Origin of the sequence: Alkalihalobacillus deserti (genome assembly GCF_020734105.1) — a bacterium.
GTDB lineage: Bacteria > Bacillota > Bacilli > Bacillales > Bacillaceae_D > Halalkalibacter > Halalkalibacter deserti.
This window is the reverse complement of record NZ_JAJAFR010000005.1, coordinates 321,207-340,273: the sequence shown is the minus strand read 5'-3', so window position 1 is coordinate 340,273 and position 19,067 is coordinate 321,207. Positions and strand designations below refer to the sequence as shown.

Annotated in this window: 13 protein-coding genes; 1 reads left to right on the top strand and 12 read right to left on the bottom strand. The window is 40.2% G+C overall.

The genetic code is table 11. The features are described 5' to 3' along the window. Nucleotides 1–4 precede the first annotated feature (4 nt). The 5 genes from LDX58_RS12595 to LDX58_RS12575 form a co-directional block, all read right to left on the bottom strand. Nucleotides 5–661 carry a YesL family protein gene (locus LDX58_RS12595; protein WP_227937177.1) on the bottom strand — a complete coding sequence of 219 codons (657 nt, stop codon included), beginning with the start codon at nt 659–661 and terminating at the stop codon, nt 5–7. 16 nt (nt 662–677) lie between these two features. Continuing rightward, nucleotides 678–1,634 (bottom strand): PfkB family carbohydrate kinase, encoded by a 957-nt coding sequence (locus tag LDX58_RS12590; RefSeq protein ID WP_227937176.1) that lies wholly within the window; start codon nt 1,632–1,634, stop codon nt 678–680. A gap of 33 nt (nt 1,635–1,667) precedes the next feature. Continuing rightward, a complete protein-coding gene (locus LDX58_RS12585) occupies nt 1,668–2,516 on the bottom strand; it encodes a carbohydrate ABC transporter permease (RefSeq protein ID WP_227937175.1) in 849 nt (282 codons plus the stop codon). A 5-nt stretch (nt 2,517–2,521) separates the two neighbouring features. Then, the gene (locus LDX58_RS12580) at nt 2,522–3,460 is read right to left on the bottom strand and encodes a carbohydrate ABC transporter permease (protein WP_227937174.1); all 939 of its coding nucleotides are present in this window, start codon (nt 3,458–3,460) and stop codon (nt 2,522–2,524) included. Between the two features lie 221 nt (nt 3,461–3,681). After that, nucleotides 3,682–5,007 carry an ABC transporter substrate-binding protein gene (locus LDX58_RS12575; RefSeq protein ID WP_227937173.1) on the bottom strand — a complete coding sequence of 442 codons (1,326 nt, stop codon included), beginning with the start codon at nt 5,005–5,007 and terminating at the stop codon, nt 3,682–3,684. A 553-nt stretch (nt 5,008–5,560) separates the two neighbouring features. Here LDX58_RS12575 and LDX58_RS12570 point away from each other — a divergent pair. Beyond that, complete coding sequence (locus LDX58_RS12570) at nt 5,561–6,559, top strand: LacI family DNA-binding transcriptional regulator (RefSeq protein ID WP_227937172.1); 999 nt, start codon at nt 5,561–5,563, stop codon at nt 6,557–6,559. Nucleotides 6,560–6,906: 347 nt separating this feature from the next. Here the strand turns inward: LDX58_RS12570 and LDX58_RS12565 are convergent, their stop codons facing one another. The 7 genes from LDX58_RS12565 to LDX58_RS12535 form a co-directional block, all read right to left on the bottom strand. After that, complete coding sequence (locus LDX58_RS12565) at nt 6,907–9,300, bottom strand: GH32 C-terminal domain-containing protein (RefSeq protein ID WP_227937171.1); 2,394 nt, start codon at nt 9,298–9,300, stop codon at nt 6,907–6,909. A 381-nt stretch (nt 9,301–9,681) separates the two neighbouring features. After that, on the bottom strand, nt 9,682–11,028 hold the full coding sequence (locus LDX58_RS12560; protein WP_227937170.1) for a glycoside hydrolase family 68 protein: 1,347 nt from the start codon (nt 11,026–11,028) through the stop codon (nt 9,682–9,684). Nucleotides 11,029–11,137: 109 nt separating this feature from the next. Continuing rightward, nucleotides 11,138–12,487 (bottom strand): glycoside hydrolase family 68 protein, encoded by a 1,350-nt coding sequence (locus LDX58_RS12555; RefSeq protein WP_227937169.1) that lies wholly within the window; start codon nt 12,485–12,487, stop codon nt 11,138–11,140. A 65-nt stretch (nt 12,488–12,552) separates the two neighbouring features. Further along, complete coding sequence (locus tag LDX58_RS12550) at nt 12,553–13,923, bottom strand: glycoside hydrolase family 68 protein (RefSeq protein WP_227937168.1); 1,371 nt, start codon at nt 13,921–13,923, stop codon at nt 12,553–12,555. A gap of 560 nt (nt 13,924–14,483) precedes the next feature. After that, nucleotides 14,484–15,776 carry an ABC transporter substrate-binding protein gene (locus tag LDX58_RS12545; protein WP_227937167.1) on the bottom strand — a complete coding sequence of 431 codons (1,293 nt, stop codon included), beginning with the start codon at nt 15,774–15,776 and terminating at the stop codon, nt 14,484–14,486. Nucleotides 15,777–15,861: 85 nt separating this feature from the next. Beyond that, nucleotides 15,862–16,968, bottom strand: coding sequence for a response regulator transcription factor (locus tag LDX58_RS12540; RefSeq protein WP_265416658.1), 1,107 nt, complete (start codon nt 16,966–16,968; stop codon nt 15,862–15,864). A 31-nt stretch (nt 16,969–16,999) separates the two neighbouring features. Beyond that, on the bottom strand, nt 17,000–18,805 hold the full coding sequence (locus LDX58_RS12535) for a cache domain-containing sensor histidine kinase (RefSeq protein WP_227937165.1): 1,806 nt from the start codon (nt 18,803–18,805) through the stop codon (nt 17,000–17,002). Nucleotides 18,806–19,067 lie beyond the last annotated feature (262 nt).

Sequence of the window (19,067 nt, the reverse complement as noted above, 5' to 3'; positions counted from 1 at the left end):
TTCTTTACGCCTTAACCATCTTTTCACTCTCTATCGGTAAACCTTCATGTTTCTTTTTCTGTTCACGCTCAAAAATCGGCGATAAAATAACCGCTGTCCACATTCCAATAAGACTCACACCATAAAATGGAATCATTCCCGGGAAAGACCTAATAATCAAATACAAAAGACCGAACCCTCCTACTAACACCCCTGTACGAAGTGGATGCAAAGCACTCGTTATAAATGACATTTTGAATGTATTCCATACTCCTTGAGAATGATGTGAGAAAATCGGCAATACATAAAGAACAATCATGCTATAAAACACGAACAACACGATCATTCCATACTTTAAGAAGACGTGTAATAAGCCATCCATCGCTTGAACGATATAAAAATTTGCAATAAGCACCGCACCAACCATGACAGCAAAGACCAGCAAAATATTCGCTTTTACAAACGATCTTTTAAATACAGCAACGAAATACGGCACAACTTTACATTCTTCTTGATTGATCCAACGATTAAGGACGGATAGCATGGCAACTGTTGCAGGGAATATCCCAAATAGCCCGAGACCAACCAAAGCAAATAATAACCACAATAGATTTACTATTGCTAGTTTCATCAACCAGTCACATACTTTGTATATTCCGCCTGTTATTCCACCTACTTGCATATCCGTCACTCCCGTTCTACTTTACTTCACTTAATACCGGCAAAGCTGGAATCGCACCGCGACGTGTCGTTGTAATTGCCCCGCACGTACTCGCAAAATGAACCATCTCTTTGACCTTCTCTTCATCTATTAAAAATGATGATACATTTCTATTCTTCATTTCTTTTTGTAAAAAATATAATAACCCGCCAACAAAGGCATCTCCTGCGCCTGTTGTATCTTGCGCATCAACCTTCAATGCTGCAACCTCACAAGTAAAACCATTCGTATAGATACTCGAACCAAGAGCCCCTTTTGTGACGATCACGAGTTTGTTCATTCCACCAAACAACCCGCGAACAGCTTCTGCTTCGTTTTCTATCCCCGTTAAAAACAAGAGCTCCTCATCACTAACCTTTACGATATGAGCCCGGTTAAAATAACAAAGAATGCTCTCTTTTGCCGTATCAGCATGATCCCAAAGAGCAAGACGAACATTCGGATCAAAACTAATAGTTAACCCTTTTTCTTCTGCAATCCGAAGTGCTTCAACCGTCGCCTCTTTCACAGGACTATGGATTAAAGAGACAGATCCAAAGTGATAGATATCCCCTTCTTCAAACCACGTTTCCTCCACTTCATCAGCAGATAACATCATATCGGCAGATGGATCACGGTAAAACAAAAAATCTCTTTCACCGTTTGCTTGATTCGAAACAAAGGCCAGCGCTGTTTTATACTGATCACTTTTTAAAAGAAAACGAGTGTCTACACCGGCCTGTTGTAGTGCTTCCTCAAGAAAGTGCCCGAAAGCATCATTGCCCACTTTCCCAACAAAACTTGCCTGACCTCCAAGTTTTGCAATAGCTGCGACAACATTTGCTGGTGCTCCGCCTGCAGCTTTTTCAAATTCCATGACGTCCTTTAATGATTTTCCTTTTTCCTTTGGTACAAAATCAATTAACAGCTCACCTAAGCTCATCACTTTCCCCATTGCAAGTCACTCCCAATCGTTGTTACATCTAAATCAGTTTTTCGAACCTGTATGTGTTAACCCTTGAATATAATATCTTTGTAAGAAAATAAAGATTAATAACATCGGAACCGTTGTGACAGTAAGGGCTGCCATTACTTGCCCCCACTGGATAGGTGGTTGGTTCATGAAATACTGCAAACCAATTTGAATCGTTCTCATCCGGTCCTCAGTCGCTACTACTAAAGGCCATAAGAAATCATTCCAGTGGTTAATAAACGTAAAAATCGCAACAGTGGCAAAAATCGGTTTAGATAGTGGCACAATGATCTTAAAAAAGATACCAATCTGTGAACATCCATCAATTTTCGCCGCTTCCTCAATCTCTCTTGGAAAATCTATAAAGAACTGTCTAAAAAGAAAGATACTAAAGGCATTTGCTATAAACGGAACAATTAAGCCTGTATACGTATTGACCCAACCAAGATCATAAACAAGGACATACAGCGGTAAGAAAATACTTTCTGGTGGAATAATCAGTGTCGCAATGATGACTGCTAACCAGAAATGACGTAACGGAAAATGAAAACGTGATAAAGCATAACCCGCCATTGAATTCACAACTAACCCACAAATCAGAATTCCAATTGTGTATATTAAGCTATTTAACATATAACGGAATAAATCAACACGTTCGAATGCCGCGATGTAATTGGCAAAATAGCCACCCTCTGGTGGTGCTGGTGGTAAAAAAGCCTTAATCGAACCGATATCCTGAAAGATTTGAAATTCATTTTTCAATGAAGAAACTAGCATCCAAATAAGAGGAAATAAGAAGATGAACGCTAATAATGTCATAAAAAGGTAAAGAATCGTATTTTTGATTACTCTATTCTTTTCCATTACGTTCAACCCCTTTCCTCAGTAACGACCTTACGTTGTACGATCGTAATAATTAATACTAATATTGTAAAAACGACCGCCATCGAAGACGCGTAGCCAACATCCCGATAGTTAAAACCAGTTTCATAAATATGGTAAACTAATGTTTTCGTCGATCCTAATGGCCCACCTTGTGTCATAATCATCGGTTGAACCAATAGTTTCACAGCAGCAATGGTGATCGTAACGAAAATAAACACTGAGACATTTCTTAGACCTGGCAACGTAATATTCCAAAGTCGTTGCCATGGAGTTGCTCCGTCAATCGAAGCAGCCTCATACAAATGCTTCGGAATATTTTGCAATCCCGCAAGGAAAATCAACATTTGGAACCCCGCCCCTTGCCATACGGACATAACAATAATCGAATTCATCGCTTGATTTGGACTTGTTAAAAAAGGTTGTGGCGATATGCCGAACATTCCCAACATTTCATTAATCAAGCCCTCATTTGGGTTATATAAAAACGTCCATAAAATTGATACAACAACTAACGACATCACGACTGGACTGAAATACGCGGTACGGAATAAGACTTTCATTTTTAATTTCTGATTAATTAATAAGGCCAACCCTAACGCGACAGCCATTTGAATTGGTACAACTAGAAGTGCAAAATAGGCTGTATTTTTAAATGCTTGCTTAAACTCTGCATCTTGGAAAATATAAGTGAAATTTTCTAATCCAATAAATTGGATCTGATCCGGTTTTAACAAATAGAAATCTGTGAAGCTATAATAAAAAGCCATTCCCATTGGATAAAGCAAAAAGACTCCTAGTAGTACTAAAGCAGGAAGTAAAAATAAATAACCATTTATCGTTTCTTGTGACTTTTGAGAATTGAAGTTAAAACGTACTTTTGGTTTTATCTGACTCTTCATTTTCAAACTTTTCTCAGTTTTCATTACCTATCACTCCACATCAGGCATTTAACAGTACTAGAGGTTTGAAGCCGCCTCTAATACTGAGTGTGTTCAATCTCACTTTAGGTGGTGCAATGGCTTCTCCCGCTGCGCGTCTTCTATGAGAAACCCGCTCATAGAAGACTTAAAACCTTGCAGCGGTTCCGCTCATTGCTTCGGGATTTTCCTAAAAGGTAAAATGCGACCTTTTTGGAAAATCTCTTTTATTTGTTAAATCTGCGTAGTTCGCGTTCTACACGTTGTACTTGTTGGTCTAATACTTCTTGAGGATCTTCACCAAGCGCTACTGCGTGAAATGCTTGTGCAAATGCGTCTGTTAATACAGGGTATGCCGGTGTCGTAGGACGAGCATGTGCTGTATTAACAACTTGGTCACGCATAATCTTCTTTGGTAACTCATTGTATGGTTCCATGCTTTCAAAAGCAGACTTACGAGCAGGAGGCATTCCTGTTACTTCAGATAATCCAATTGTTGACTCTTCATTTGTCATCCATTGCATCACTTTGTACGCTGCTTCTGGATGTTCAGCTTGTGATGAAATCGCATAAGCCATACTACCTGATGGAGATTTTGGAACTTCACTATACGGATAAGGCATCATGCCATAGTCAAGACCTGCATTTTCTGCAGAGACAGCAATCCAAGGTCCTCCAAGGGCCATTGCAGCTTTCCCTGATTCAAATTGCGTTTCTGAAGGGGTTAAGCTTACAACGCCCTCTTCAAACAAACTCTTCACATATTCAAGCGCTTCAACACTTTCTGGTCCATTTAGATAGCCATCAACCGTTGTGCCATCTTCAGAAATTAACGCTCCTCCATTTGACCAAACAAACGGTGCACCCATATACGTATACCACTCACCAACACCATAATCCATAAACAAGTTAAGTCCGAAACGATCTTCTGTCGTTAATTGCTTAGCTACCGTCATAAACTCGTCCCAAGTCCATGCATCTTCAATCGTTGTTGGAGCTTCAATTCCTTCTGCTTCAAAAATTTCTTTATTGTAATAAAGAACAACGGAAGATTCCATCGCACCTAACGAGTATAACTCCCCGTTGTACGTACCTTGTTCAATAATCGAATCAACAAAATCTGCTTTGTCTTCATCTGAGATGTAATCAGTAACAGGAGCAATAATCTCAGCATCTGCATAACTAGCAACAAAAGGACCATCAAGCGCTAATACATCTGGTAGATTCCCAGCAACTAAAGCTGCGTTCAGGCTGTCATTGTATGAGCTACCGCCATCATCCATTACAACCTCAACATTGATTTGAATCTCACCTTCATGAGCTTCATTAAAATCTTCAATGCGTTGTTTATTATAGTTCGTCTCATCTTCACCAGATTGATGGATCCACATATCTAATTCAACTACTCCAGCAACTTCTTCTTTGTTGCCATCATTTGCGTTATCGTTTTCCCTTTCATCACTTGCATTTGAAACATCTTGATTATTATTACAAGCTACTAACATAACACTAACAATAAGCATTAATACAAAAGCTAACTTAGCTCTAGTCATTAGTACTTCCCCCCTATATGATGATTGTTTTTTTCAAAGACTTAGGAAACTAGCAACCTTAAAATTTCAAATTGTACATTCACACCTCCTCATGTAAGGGTTTACACAAAGTATATATCCATAACTAATTATATGTCAAACGTTTTCATAAAAATTAAACACATGTTTTTTTGTGATTTTAAATAAAACCGTATTAAATCAACGATTATACAAGATAGAATATATTTCATTTCACTAGAAAACACATAAAATTGGATAAAATCGTATAAATTTAAGGTTACGTTACCATCTTTCAAACTAACTCTACCTATTTTTCTAACTGATTGACTATAAAACTATGGTACGGTATGGTAAAACGCTAATTATAGTGCCTTTTCTATCATATCCATCATTAAAAAATTAATGTGTCATACGTTACCACATCTATGCTACACTTGTTAATAAGTCAGAAGATTAGATTGAAATGGAAGAGCTTTTACTTTCTCATTCGATTCTTGTCTGCATTTTAAATAAAAAGCGTCTGTTTTTTGAATTCTAAATAAAGGAGATAACTATGGTAAATATAAAAGATGTTGCAAAAGAAGCAGGTGTGTCTGTCACAACCGTTTCACGTGTGCTTAATAACAGAGGCTATATCGGTAAAGAGACACGCAAAAAAGTTGAAAAGGCCATGGCTGATATTGATTATTCTCCAAATCAAATTGCTCGAGCACTGCAAAAAAGCCAATCCTACCTATTAGGCGTGATCGTTCCTGACTCCGAACATCCTTTTTTCGCTGAATTAATAAAACATATTGAGATATTCGCTTATAAAAACAACTATAAAATCTTGATCTGCAATTCGTTAGATGAAGCTGAAAAAGAAACAAAATATATAGGAATGCTCAAGGAAAATCGAGTCGATGGGATTATTATGTGCAGCCAAACATTAGATATAGAAGAATATCGAAAGGTGAAGCTTCCGATTGTATCCTTTGACCGTATCATGTCAAAAGACATCCCGTATGTAGGATCTGATAACTTTAACGGCGGTACGATTGCAACGCAACACTTGATCGAAAGCGGTTGCAAGAACCTTTTGCATTTATCCGGCCCGCTCGATATCGATGTGTTGCCAAATAGACGTGCAGATGCTTTTAAACTGGCGTGCATGAAACACAATATCCATTTTAAAGTCATCGAAAAAGAATATAGCAGACATTCATTCTCTGAATACTACAATTACGAGCAATTTATTGAAGAACAAGTGTCACATGAGCTCACAAATTTTGATGGCGTGTTTTGCAGCAATGATATGTTGGCTTACGCTCTTTATATCCATGCACAAAAAAAACAGATTAACGTACCGAAGCAACTAAAAATTGTTGGATATGATTTCAATTCCTTTACCCGGATGTTACAGAATCCAAAGCTAACAACAATAAAGCAACCAGCTGATCGACTCGGACGAGAACTATGCTCTACCCTAATTAAGATGATTGAAGACAAGGATGACGAAAAACCGAACAACACGATTGTTGATGTCGAACTGATAAAAGGAGAAACGACGTAATGATCAGACGCTTTTATCGGGCACCTGGCTTGTACGCTTTAATGCATCACCTCACTGGGGGGCAGGCACTTTTTTCAAAGGCACCTTTTCATGAAAAAGGGTCAGTCCCCCCTGTATTTTTGCGAGCGAACTGAAAAAGGTTGCTTTTTACCTTTTTCAGTGGTCTCTAAGCAATGAGCGTAGCCGTTTCCTGGTTTTAGTGCCTGCTATGAGTGGGGTTCTCGTAGCAGGCGCGCAACGTGCGGAGCCATTACCGCTTCCTCGATGGACTTATTTTGTGACTTCCGATTTTCCCTTTTCAGTTCACTCTACTTTTGCAATCGGGGTCTAACCCTTTTTAATTCTTATTAATACGCACTTCCCATTCTCCATACATTCATTTTCTGCACTTCAGACTCTCCTTCTGAAAATAATTCTAAATAGAGAGAATCGTCTCTTGATGGATAGACGCGTGTCGTTAAACTGTTTACGCCATTAATATAGGCTTCAACCATGGAGCGATCAAGAAAGATACGGAGGCGTAAAAGGTCGTCTTCAAACTCAACCTTTCCTCCTTGAATTCCTTTTTCGACATGATCTGAAAGACTGGAGCGCTCCCGATCGACATTCATCATTTGTTCGTCAAAATCATAGAATAGGAGCGTTTCTTCCTCTTGATCTGGTGATTGACGAACTTTTATCCCGACTTTTTGAGCCTCTTTTCTTTCAATTTCTAATTCAATTTCAAGCATGTCTCCACTGAGGTCTGCTATTTGTTGGTTCACGTCTTCTATGGTAGAAGGGGTGTCGAGTGCATAAAGGTGTTCTTCTCTTAAACGTTCTACTTCCTGAACAGGTTCCACTCCTAGACGGTGATTGTCACGAAGCGAAAGGACGATTGGTAAACCAGCATTATGTGCCCATCCGGCATTGTACCGACTTTCTTCCGTTCTTCTATCCTGTGTAATCGAAAAAACAACGGCTCGGCCTTTATCATCGACCATTCCACTTGGTCCTGTAAAGTGTTCGCCGACATCTAGCAACTGCGGATCCTCTTGATCAGGGATAAACTGATAGGTTTCATCATCCCACGAGCCGATCCAATACCAGACGTATTTCACCGCATATTCACTATCGCCGTCAAACCATGGATTAATGAGAAAAACATATTTTTCTTCACCGCTATCGTTTTTCCCAATCGGTAATAGAATGGGAAGCTCCCACACATCACCCGTTTCCGGATAGTTGAGGACATTTCCAATCATAAGAGGATGCTCATAATGCCAATCGATTAAGTTATCTGATGTGTAAACAAGCGCCGTTCCTCCAACTGACTCCTCGCCATCTTTTATGCCTGAACCCACAAGTTGGACCCATTTATCTCCAGATTTAAAGACAAACGGATCTCTAAATTGACCATGCCAAACCGTTCCTTTTTCCGTTTGAATCTCTTCTTCTTGAATGGTTACGGGTTCTGGATGCTTGATCCAATGAACTAAATCAGGATTTTGATCATCTAAAAACGTACTTCTTGCTAGACCTGTCATTTGATTTGGCCTCATGCTATCATTTCCTGCGGTAAAAAATAGAGCTGGGTTGCCTTCATCATCGATAATCGAATCGCCAGACCATACACCATCAGGGTCGACTTGATCTGCTTCAGGGGCTAAGGCAATGGGTAAGTCTCTCCAGTGAATCAAATCATCACTGACTGCATGTCCCCAGTGAATACCGCCCCAATAAGGACCAGCTGGATTAAACTGATAAAATAAATGGTACTGTCCGTTAAAATATAGCGGGGCATGCGGTTCGTTCATCCAATGCTCTGGGGGTGTAAAATGGTACTGGGGTCGATGACGATCCCCCTCATATCTGCTTCTGTCCCAGGCAAGTTCCGAACTAGGGTCAGGAAGCTCTTCACCAAAGAATTGATCAAAACGCTCCACAATGATATGCGGCTCAAGTGCTGTTTGATAAAGTTTCACCTCATCAATTAACCCATTAAACAGACTCGCATCAAATGTATCACTTATTTTAGCAGGGTCATTATTTTTTCCGATTCGAAGTTCTTGATCGGGTAAGGCGATCTGAGTATGAGGCGGAATCTCTAGACGGCCCGCTTGTTCGCCATTACGATAAAGGACGACTTCATTTCTCTCTTGAGAAAAAACAGCCACAAGATGGGACCATTCATTTCTTGGAAGTCTAAATTCCTCATCTGCCCACACTTCGAACCATTCCTCACCTGTACCAAATTGGAACGACCATGTTCCATGACGAAAGACACCTAAGTGAAAGCCTTGATTTTCCTCTTGATTATGAAAACTAATAATAGAAGAAAGCTTTCCTTCATTTCCCCATTCAAACGCACGAGGCGCCACCCAAGCATCAATGGTCATCGCATCTTCTGGAAGATTTAGTCCCGATGTATCTGCCGAAACCCAGGTTGAGTAGCCATCAAACAGCAAAGCATGCCCAGAAACCCCTTGTTTCCAAAGAGGATCGCTGCTCGGTTTATCTACTGCTTCATTAAATACATATTGAATGTGGTGCTCTTGATTGGAACGTGTTTCAACGGTTGTTGTACCTGTTCCTTCATCAAATTTCCATACGGCAGCCACATCCTCTAAAGATTCATCTTCTTGTTGTAGTTCAGGCGGCTCCTCTTCAACTTGCTCTTGCTCATTATTTAATTCTTCGGTCTTAAACCAGATGATTAGTGCTGTAACAATAATAAAAAAGATGAATAGATAACGTTTCATGATGCTCCTCACTTTCCTATATGAAAATTAGATGAAAGCAGCCTCTCACTTTAACCATAAAAGGGTGACTCGATCATTATTTGATGACACCTTGTCCTATATCACCATATGCATACGGTCATGATTTAAAGCAATCGCGGGCATCCCACCAAAATGTTCAACTTGATATTCAGGAGTTAGAAGACCAACGTCTGCAAGGTTAGTAAAGTGTACAAAGATAATGACCGTTCTAAAAGGAACTATATACAATGGCGCTCAGTAAAAAAACTGAACGCCATTGCTTGTCCTTCTCGTTTATTCCTAATCAGGCAGGTAAAATTTGATAAGTCTTGCTAGCCATCAGGGGGGGTTGAAAAATAACCAACTGATGAAAGTCTCACCTTATTTAAAAACCCCTTGCTTCTTTTCATGAAGGATTTTGGTTTCATTACGTGTGATCGCTATTTTTAATGAAGGTGCCAGCATTCCACCGAAATGTTCCATTTGATAGTTGGGTGATTGCTCGCCAATTTCATAAATATCTTTATCATCCACATCCACATAATTCACAAAACTAATGACGGTGCCATTCGACATAACCATCCAAGAATAGGCTTGATACGGGTTATCGGTCGGATTTGCGATGACGAGCCCACTTTCATTCAAGGGTTGATAGCCTCCAAAAAGGGAATCTGAAGTAAATCCATATAACCCTTCCGGTGCCTTAAGGCCGGAGGCGAATTTCTCACTGTGCGTCTTTACAAAAAGATAATAGTTGTTTCCTTTTACCATCACACTTGGTCTCTCTAGTTCATCATTTACATAGTTTGCTTCTAGCAATGGTGGCAGCAATTTAAATTTAGACAAACCTTTATTCGTTGCTTTGGCAATACCCACACTGCCATTAAACGCTTTTGATCCATCAGGGATCACATGGTTTTGACGAAATTTCGCCAAGCCAATATATTCATGTTTATATGGTCTCTTTTCAAGTGTCCCTGCGGAGTTTCCTTCAAACAAAAGATATTCTTCCCCAGTTTTTGGATCCTGGAAAAAGTAAGGATCACGGAATGCATATGAAGATTCTTGAGGACCTGTTTGTTCACTCGTTTGATAGTGTTCTCCATCCGCTTCAAGAATGATTTCATGTGTGGACCAATCCTCAAATGTCACACTTGTGTTCGTTGTTTTTATATTTGCCGTTGCGGTTGCGATTCGCTGATCATAGCTTAGGTGAGTTTCACCTTTCTTACCTGTTGCGGTGTAAAAAAATTGTAATTTCCCATCTTTGTGAACAATCGAAGATCCAGCCCATTGTCTTGAGCCTAATGCTTCTCCATCTTTGAAAACAGGGCCACCGGATTCCCAGCTCTTCCCGTCCTTTGAAAAGAAATAATGAATTTCAGCTGTATCATGTCGCTTCCCAGGAAGGACATCCTTAGGCACTGACAAAGCAAAAATAATTTTAAAGCCGTTGACGACAGCTGGATGGCCATTCTTTTCTTGCAATGGCCAAGTATCCCAAATATAAGAGTCTGATGTGATTTGAATAAGTTCGTCTTTGTCAATAGTAGGTGCCGTATTTTGAGTATTCATTGAAAGAGTACTAACATCTTCACGAGTCCAATTAGAAGGATCCATATTTTCTTTGGCAGATACACCTGTGCTTACAAAGGGAGCGAATACAGCAGAAAGACTTATCATTGCTGCTAAAAAAAACTTACCCTTCTTATCTCTTTTGCGTTCCATTTATGTTCCCCCTATTCTTCAGTCAATCATAGACTCATACTTCCTTAAAATGAACAGAAAGGCCAGCTAATATTTGTACGATTAGCCGACCATTTCTATTATCATTTTCTTATTGCTTAATCCAACCAGGACTAAACTCTTTTCCTATTTTGGTCGTATCGCCTTTGATGGAAAGCTTAACGGTTGGAGGCAATGTTCCTCCAAAATGTTCAAATTGGAATTCATCTGACTGATTTCCAACATCACTAATGGACATATCACCTAAATCCCCAAAATGAGCAAACGCTACTACATTTAAATTCGGAAGAACTAGCCATGAATAGGCTTGGTATGGATTTTCCGGAGGATTAGCTAAAACTAAACCACTTTCATTCAACGGCTCGTAACCACCGATCAATGTATCAGAAACAAAACCATACAGACCTTCAGGACCTTGAAGCCCTTCAGCATATTTATTGATATGGGTATCAGTGAATAAATAATATTTATTATCCTTTACAACGATATGTGGACGTTCTAATTCTTCATTTACATAATTGGCTTCCAAAAGCGGTGGGAGCATTTTAAGATTTGAAGGGTCGCCATCAACTACCTCTGCAATACCGATGTTCCCATTCGCATGTACAGCACCTGCAGGAACTGGGTTTTCACTAGTGTACTCAGTACTTCCTGCATATTCTTGTTTAAATGTGCGATCATCTACAGCACCGCCTGAATTCCCTTCAAACAGAATATATTCCTTATCGGTTTTTGGGTCTTTAAACCACATAGGATCACGGAAAGCATAGCCTCCGCCTTCACCTTGCTGAGCTTGCTCTCTTGACTGATAATAGTTACCGTCCGGCTCTAAAATGATCTTGTGATCACCCCAGTTTTCAAAACGGACTCCTTTGCTGTCAGCAACGATATCACCTGTAGCCATCGCCAATCGCTGTTCAAACGTCAAAGGCTCTTGACCTCTATGTCCAGTTGCTGTATAGAATGCGTGTATTTTACCGTCATCCGTCATTGCAGATCCAGCCCATTCACGAGAACCTAATGAAGCTCCCTCAGGGAAAAGTGTTCCACCAAGTGTCCAATCTTTCCCGTTTTTCGAATAAAAATAGCGGATTGTTGCAATGTCATGTACTTTACCTGGTAGCACATCGTTAGGAGCAGATAGTGCAAACAACACTTTCCAACCTTTAATTGAAGCGATATTTCCATCGCGATCAGTTAGTGGCCATGAGTCCCAAATATGATAATCTTCCGTAAATTTCTCTAGTTTACTTATATCTAGATAAGGTAAGGTATTATCTTTATTTAGCTCAATTTTTGATACTTGTTCACGAGTCCAGTTAACAGTCGTGTCCGCGACCTCGGCGTGAACAGGAATAAGCGCAGAAACAGCAAGGGTTGTCGCCAAAGCGAGACTCGTTAGAGCTTTCCCTTTTTTTTGAAAACTTTTTTGGATAGACATGTTATCGCTCCTTCGTTTCAAGAATTTTGGTTCACCCATTACATATACCCTTCGTACTTACTCTTTTAGCGTAAAGATCTACCGTAAGGACCGAATGGTTTGATTTCTCCAGCTTGCATTTCTTTCACGATCTTTGTTGTGTCTCCGTCAAAAGATACCTTCAGCGTCGGTGCAAAAGTTCCACCAAATTGAACCTGACCATTCTCGTCTAAAGGTTCATTAATGAAGCTGATGACCTGACCATCCGGAGCCGCCCACCAAGAATAAGCTTGAAATGGTTTTTCCGCTGGATTGGCAACAACCAGACCAGTGCCATTGACCGGCTTATAATCTGTACGCAAGCTTCCCTCACCGACAAAGCCATACAATCCATCAGGACCGCTTAAGCCTGGGGCAAACGTAAATTCGTGACTGATCGTAAGTAGGTAGTAAGTGTCGTCTTTTACCACAACATGCGGACGTTCCATCTGATGGTTGACCCCAACCGACTCAAGAAGTGGTGGTAATATTTCCAGTTTAGTTATATCGTTGTCAAGCACTTTCGCAATCCCGATATTTCCGTTGTAAAATTTCGCATGATCCGCAACGGTATGAGTATCGCGGTATTCTTTATCACCGATATTTTCCGGTTTTAAATCATTTCTGTTAGTGCCTGCCTGGCCTTCCCAAATAATGTATTCTTCGCCAGTATTCGGATCTTGGAAGAAAAACGGATCGCGGAACCCAGTGATGATATTTCCGTGCTCTTGGAACTGTTCGATCGTTTCATAATGATGGCCGTCTGCTTCAAGAAGGATTTGGTGATCACCTTCATTCGTCAGATGTACTCCATTTTTGTCTGCACTGATATCAAATGTCGTCTTAGCGAGACGTTGCTCAGCTCTTTGCACCCATCCGTCTTTATTAAATTCTTTACCACCATTGGCATTCATATCAGTGGTTGCCGTATAGAAGAAATGCACTTTCCCTTTCTCGTCCAACATAGCAGAACCAGCCCATTGCATATGTCCTAACGCGTTGTCATAGTCATATGGAATTCCAGCGTAAGTCCAATCCTTGCCGTTTTTAGAGTAGAACATACCGATTCTTGCTTCAGTATGACGGTCATGCCAAGTATAAGTACGAGGTGCAACCAATGCGAATGCAATTTTGTAGCCTTTCACGTTCGCAAGTGAACCGTCTCTGTTCTGAAGGGGCCACGTATCCCAAACCCACACATCCGGAGCTACGTCTTCAAAGTCCATATCGATGATTGGAGCTGTCGTCTCTTCCGTTAGAGCCACTTTCTCAGCTTGCTGTCTGGACCAGGCCGACGTGTAATCATCCTCAATACTCCAGTTAGAGCTCGCAGCAACGCTAATGCTTGTCAAACCGCTCGCTAAAATCGCAGCACACAAAACTAATTTCCCTACCTTTTTACGAGTTTTCATTTTCATTTGTTCTTTCCTCCCTTGAATTGATGAATCTTTTTTCTATTACAAACAACTATTTTTTCATTCTTACCTCCTATCTTTTTGTTTGGTGGGATAACAGACCTAAAAGGTTCATAGATTCCCGTACCGTACGGTTCGTCTTATAAATTTTGGTTTTCCTGTAGAAAAACAGTAACAATCCCGCCATACTTCGTTTACATCTTAAATTATAATTAAATCTACCTTTTTGAAATACGGTTTAAATTGAGGAGAATTTAGTCTTAAATTGATGCTGTATGATATCTTTTGGAAGGACTTTGGAATAATAAATTTTATATCATTCACTTCACATTGAAGCATTGGATCGAAGGAAACCCGCATCAATGGACTGTAACGAGTTATATAAGAAGGATGGTATTACGGCTGCTTTTTCGTTTACACTTGGACAAAAAAAATAGAAAGAGCACTGGCTAGAGCGGACAGTGGTACTCTTTCTACTTTTTCTCTTTAGGCTGGTCTTACCTAGCCGCATCGGTGTCGAAGAAATGAGTTGATAAGGAGGATCACCTCTGCGGGATGATAAATTACTTCCTCGCAGCCTTCTCCCACGACTTCTGCAACTCTTGTAGCAATTGATCATGATTAAGCTGTTTATCTACGTAAGCTTGCATGGCAAGCCCGAACTCATGATCGAACTCATCCCTTGCTCCCCCAGGGTATTTAAACCAGTTGAAGGACAACGTCTTCTCCTCAATGGTGTAACGAATAATATCGTCTGCGAGCGGTCCTAAATGGTTGGTCTCAATATGTTTAAACGCCGGAATAAATTTGAATTGTTCCGTCATAAATTGTTTTCCTAGTTCTGAAGAAACCATCCAGTTTAAAAATTTCTTTGCTTCTTTCTTCTTCTCCGGGGTCGATTGTTTATTCACAACCCAGTAATTGGGTACACCGACCGCTAAGGCATCGTTTTTAGGATCGTCATTAATCGCGATTGGCAGAAATCCGATGTTCATATTTGGCGTTTGTTGATCGATCATTGGTTGAATCCAGTTACCTTGCTGAATCATCGCTGCTTTCCCAGTGGCAAACAGGTTCACTTCCATGTTGTAATCCGTAGTCAACGGATTCTCGTTGCCATATATAATCGTTACATCCAACAATTTGACCAGATCTTTGAATTTTTGATTGTGTTCGATTTCTTGCGTTCCGTCATTCAGGCCTTTAATAAAGGCATCCGGATCTTCCTGTTGCGCAAAGGCAATATTTAAAAGATGACCCAATTTCCACTTTTCATAATATCCGTTTGCAAAAGGCATGATGCCCGCTGCTTCCAATTTTTCTGCTGCTGCTATTAATTCCGTAAGTGTTTTTGGCAACGTTTCAATGCCTGCCTCTTTAAATAAATCTTTATTATAAATGAATCCGTATCCTTCAAGGTTTATCGGCATTCCGTAAATTGCGTCATCGATTTTCATGGATGCCAGCGCATCTTCAAACGCATTCTCAACCCAAGGTTGATCAGAAAGATCTTCCAAATAGTCACTCCACATTTTGGCCTCTTCATATCCACCGTTCGTAAATATATCAGGACCTCTTCCAGAAGCTAACTGTGCGATTAGATCGCTGCGGTCATCGACCCCTCCGCCTACGGTACGAACGATAATATCCACACCCTGGTTTTCCTTTTCATAAGCCAGAACCATCTCTTCGAACTGTGTGGAAATTTCGACTTTCCGATTCCACACTTCCAACGTGGTCTTCTGATCTTCACTTATCGTTTCTGATTTCACTGTTCCATTGTCAGCCTCACACGAGAAGAGTGATAGGATGAGCATACCGGTCCAAAACATTTGCAAAATAATCCTTTTTTTCATTGTCTCCCCCTCAGGTAAATGTAACTATTTATAAATACTTCTTGTTTTAAAAGACGAAAACGGATCTATTTTTAGTTTTTCTGCTTTAGCACTTCTTGCCGTGTTTCCGGTACTCGATCGGTGTCATCCCAACCATTTTTTTGAATAGCTTCGAAAAGAAGTTTCCGTCCTGATATCCAAGCTTTATGGATATCGAGTACACCTTCTCGTCCGTTTGAATTAACCACTGTTTCGCTTGTTCAATTCTTAGTTGAGTGACGTATTCTGACAGGGTCACTCCTTTTTCTTGTTTGAATCTTCTTGAGATATGTTCGCGACTCAGGAAAAACCGGTTGGACAGTTTTTCCAAACTCAACTCTTCTGTATAATACTTCTCAACATAAGCAACCATGTCATGCATGCGCATCGCATCATCCACATTGGTCAATCGGTGTATGGATCTGAAATGTTGATCAGCCATTTCTTTTTGCGCAGCTTGAAAAGACGTAGGTAGTTCTTCCAATGAGTTCAATGGAACGCTAACAAGACGAATGGGGACATCAAAGTGATGACTAATCCATTCTTCTACCGCTACCGACTTGCCATGTACATTAATAACCACACAGAGATTATAGTCGTTCAGAAACGCAAATGCATTCCCCCACTCCCGATCACATAGCTCATTAGCCAACAACTGAATATAAGAATCGGAATCGTGCATTTGGTAAAAGGAAATTAAAGCAAGATCGTATACATCAGCTTGCGGAAGACATGAGGCAATTTGTCCAGCGTCAAAAGGCTCGCGGTTACAAGCTGCCGTCACCACCCGGTTCATACGCAAACTTTTGACATCTTCATAGAAGCCCGACTCTTTGTTATGGCGTTCCTCCTCTTCATTAGCCCAAGCATTAACAGCTCCGAACAATGCTTTATTTAGCGCTTCAGCTTCAATCGGTTTCAACAAATAATCGAAGCTACTGTACTGAATCGCTTTACGCATGTATGAATAGTCGTCACACACCGTGACCAAAATCACTTTACCCGGATAAGATATAGCATCTAACCACTCGATTAATTCAATACCGCTCATTTCGGGCATTTTTACGTCTGTAAAAATGATTTCCGGGGATTCCCGTTCAATCAATCTTTTTGCCTCTTTGCCATTGTTGGCTTCCAAAACAGTCGTAATCCCGTATTTTTGCCACTGCCCCAAAGAGCGAATGACGTCCCGTACATTGAATTCATCATCCACCAACAGAGCTTTCATGTATTTCATCCTCCTTTGAAAGTAATGGAATCATAAGCCGCACGGAAAACCCTTGTCCATCCTTCGTATCTAGTTCAATTCCTGCTCCCGGTCCATAATTTAGAACTAATCGATCATGAATATTTTTCAAACCGATATGCTCGTGTGAATAGGCTTCATCATCCGATGTATAGATTTTCTCCCTTAATGTCTTTAGCTCTACATCCGTTAAACTAGGTCCATTATTTTCTACAACCAGATATAAATGTTCTTCTCGTATTTCTCCGTAAATGCGCAAATGAGCTTCATAAACCCCCGCTTCATAACAGTGTTTAAAAAAATTTTCAACGAGCGGCTGTAGGATCATACTTGGAACGATCCTATCAAGAATCGTCTCGTGTATATCAATAGAGTAGCTTAAACCGGTTCGAAAACGCTCCATTTGAAGTTCCAAATATGCTTTTATATAATCCACTTCGCTTTGAACCGACACCCATTGATCTGCACGAATGGAGTATCGCATCATTTTAGAGAGGGACGTCACATATTTATACACATCCGGAGAATTGGACCTTAGAGCAACCGCACCAATGGACTGTAATGAATTATATAAGAAGTGCGGATTAACCTGAGACTTTAGAGCCTTGAACTGGTTTTTCCTATTCTCAATCTCCAGTTTATATTCACGTTCAATATGAAGATTAATCCGGTCCATCATACCCTTTATATGCTTTTCCAGATGGCCGATTTCATCTTCCCGTTGATCATCAAACAGCACGTCCATATCCATATTCTCGCCCTCAATTTTCCGTACTTTCCTGCTAAGGAGTTTGATTGGACGAGTAATCTTGTAAGAAATAATGACAACCATTAATAAACCCAAAAATACCACTCCCACACCGACAATGATATTTGTATGGGCGGTTTGCCTCACCTCATTGAAGAGGAACTCACTCGGAGTTATCTTAACTAATTTCCATTGTTCCAACGGCCCAGGCAACGTTCTGGACAAGATAATATCACCATCATCAGAATAGATTTCCTCCTGATTGATCTGCGACTGTAAATCGGCAGGTATAGGTTTTCCGATCAAGTCTTGATCACTTGCATATATGATTAAACCATTCGAATCAATTAAAAATGCCGATTCCTCCCCCCCCTGAATGAGACGGTCACTTATGCGGGTATATTCATCCATATCGATATCAATCGTGATGATGCCAAGAAGTTCGTTTGACAGGACATCTATGATTTTATGATGAATCGTCAAAACCATCGTTTTGTCCGACTGGGGAATAATCGCGGCATCGGTATAATTCTGAATCTGATGCGGCGGCTCAATCACAAAATTCTGGTCAGAGTTGACCAGATCCTGAATCGAAGCTAGCTTCAATAAATCTGGTTGATGCTTACGGGTACTGATCATCGCATTATAAACAGAAAACGAGTTTTCTTCGTTAGCAATATAATACCGAACTTGACGAATTTCTCTTCGCATCAAATAAAAAGTTTTCAGGGCTTTTTCAATAACCAATGGGTTTGAATAAGTTGAATTTTCAAAATCATTTTCTGAAATTCGAAATAAATCAGCATTTCGATACAAAATATACGGAAGATGGATCATGTCATGAAAGTATTGTTCGAGATGATCAGACACCTCTTGCATTTGATCGTGACTGCTTGCAAGCTCATACCGCTCCACATTCTTCTTCGTATACCCATAAATCAAAAGCACAGATAAAAAATACGGCAAGATGATAAAAATAATAAGCATGATCAATAGGCGACTTTGAATGCTTTTCACAAGAATGATCCTCCTTTCGCTCAGAAGCGATTGCCCTGTATGTGGCCATCGCTACTTACTAACGCTACTAGCTCTCTAAGATTCTATATAACTCTTACATCTGGATGTATCGTTCTCTATAGCCCCTAAACAGACTGTTCAGTTATAGTGAAATAACTTATTCTTACGATCAAGGGGGCTTTTATGATGAAACGACCAAAACACTAAAGAAGAAATTAAACGGTATAAGAGAAGTACTTGAAACAGGGAAAAAATCGATTGT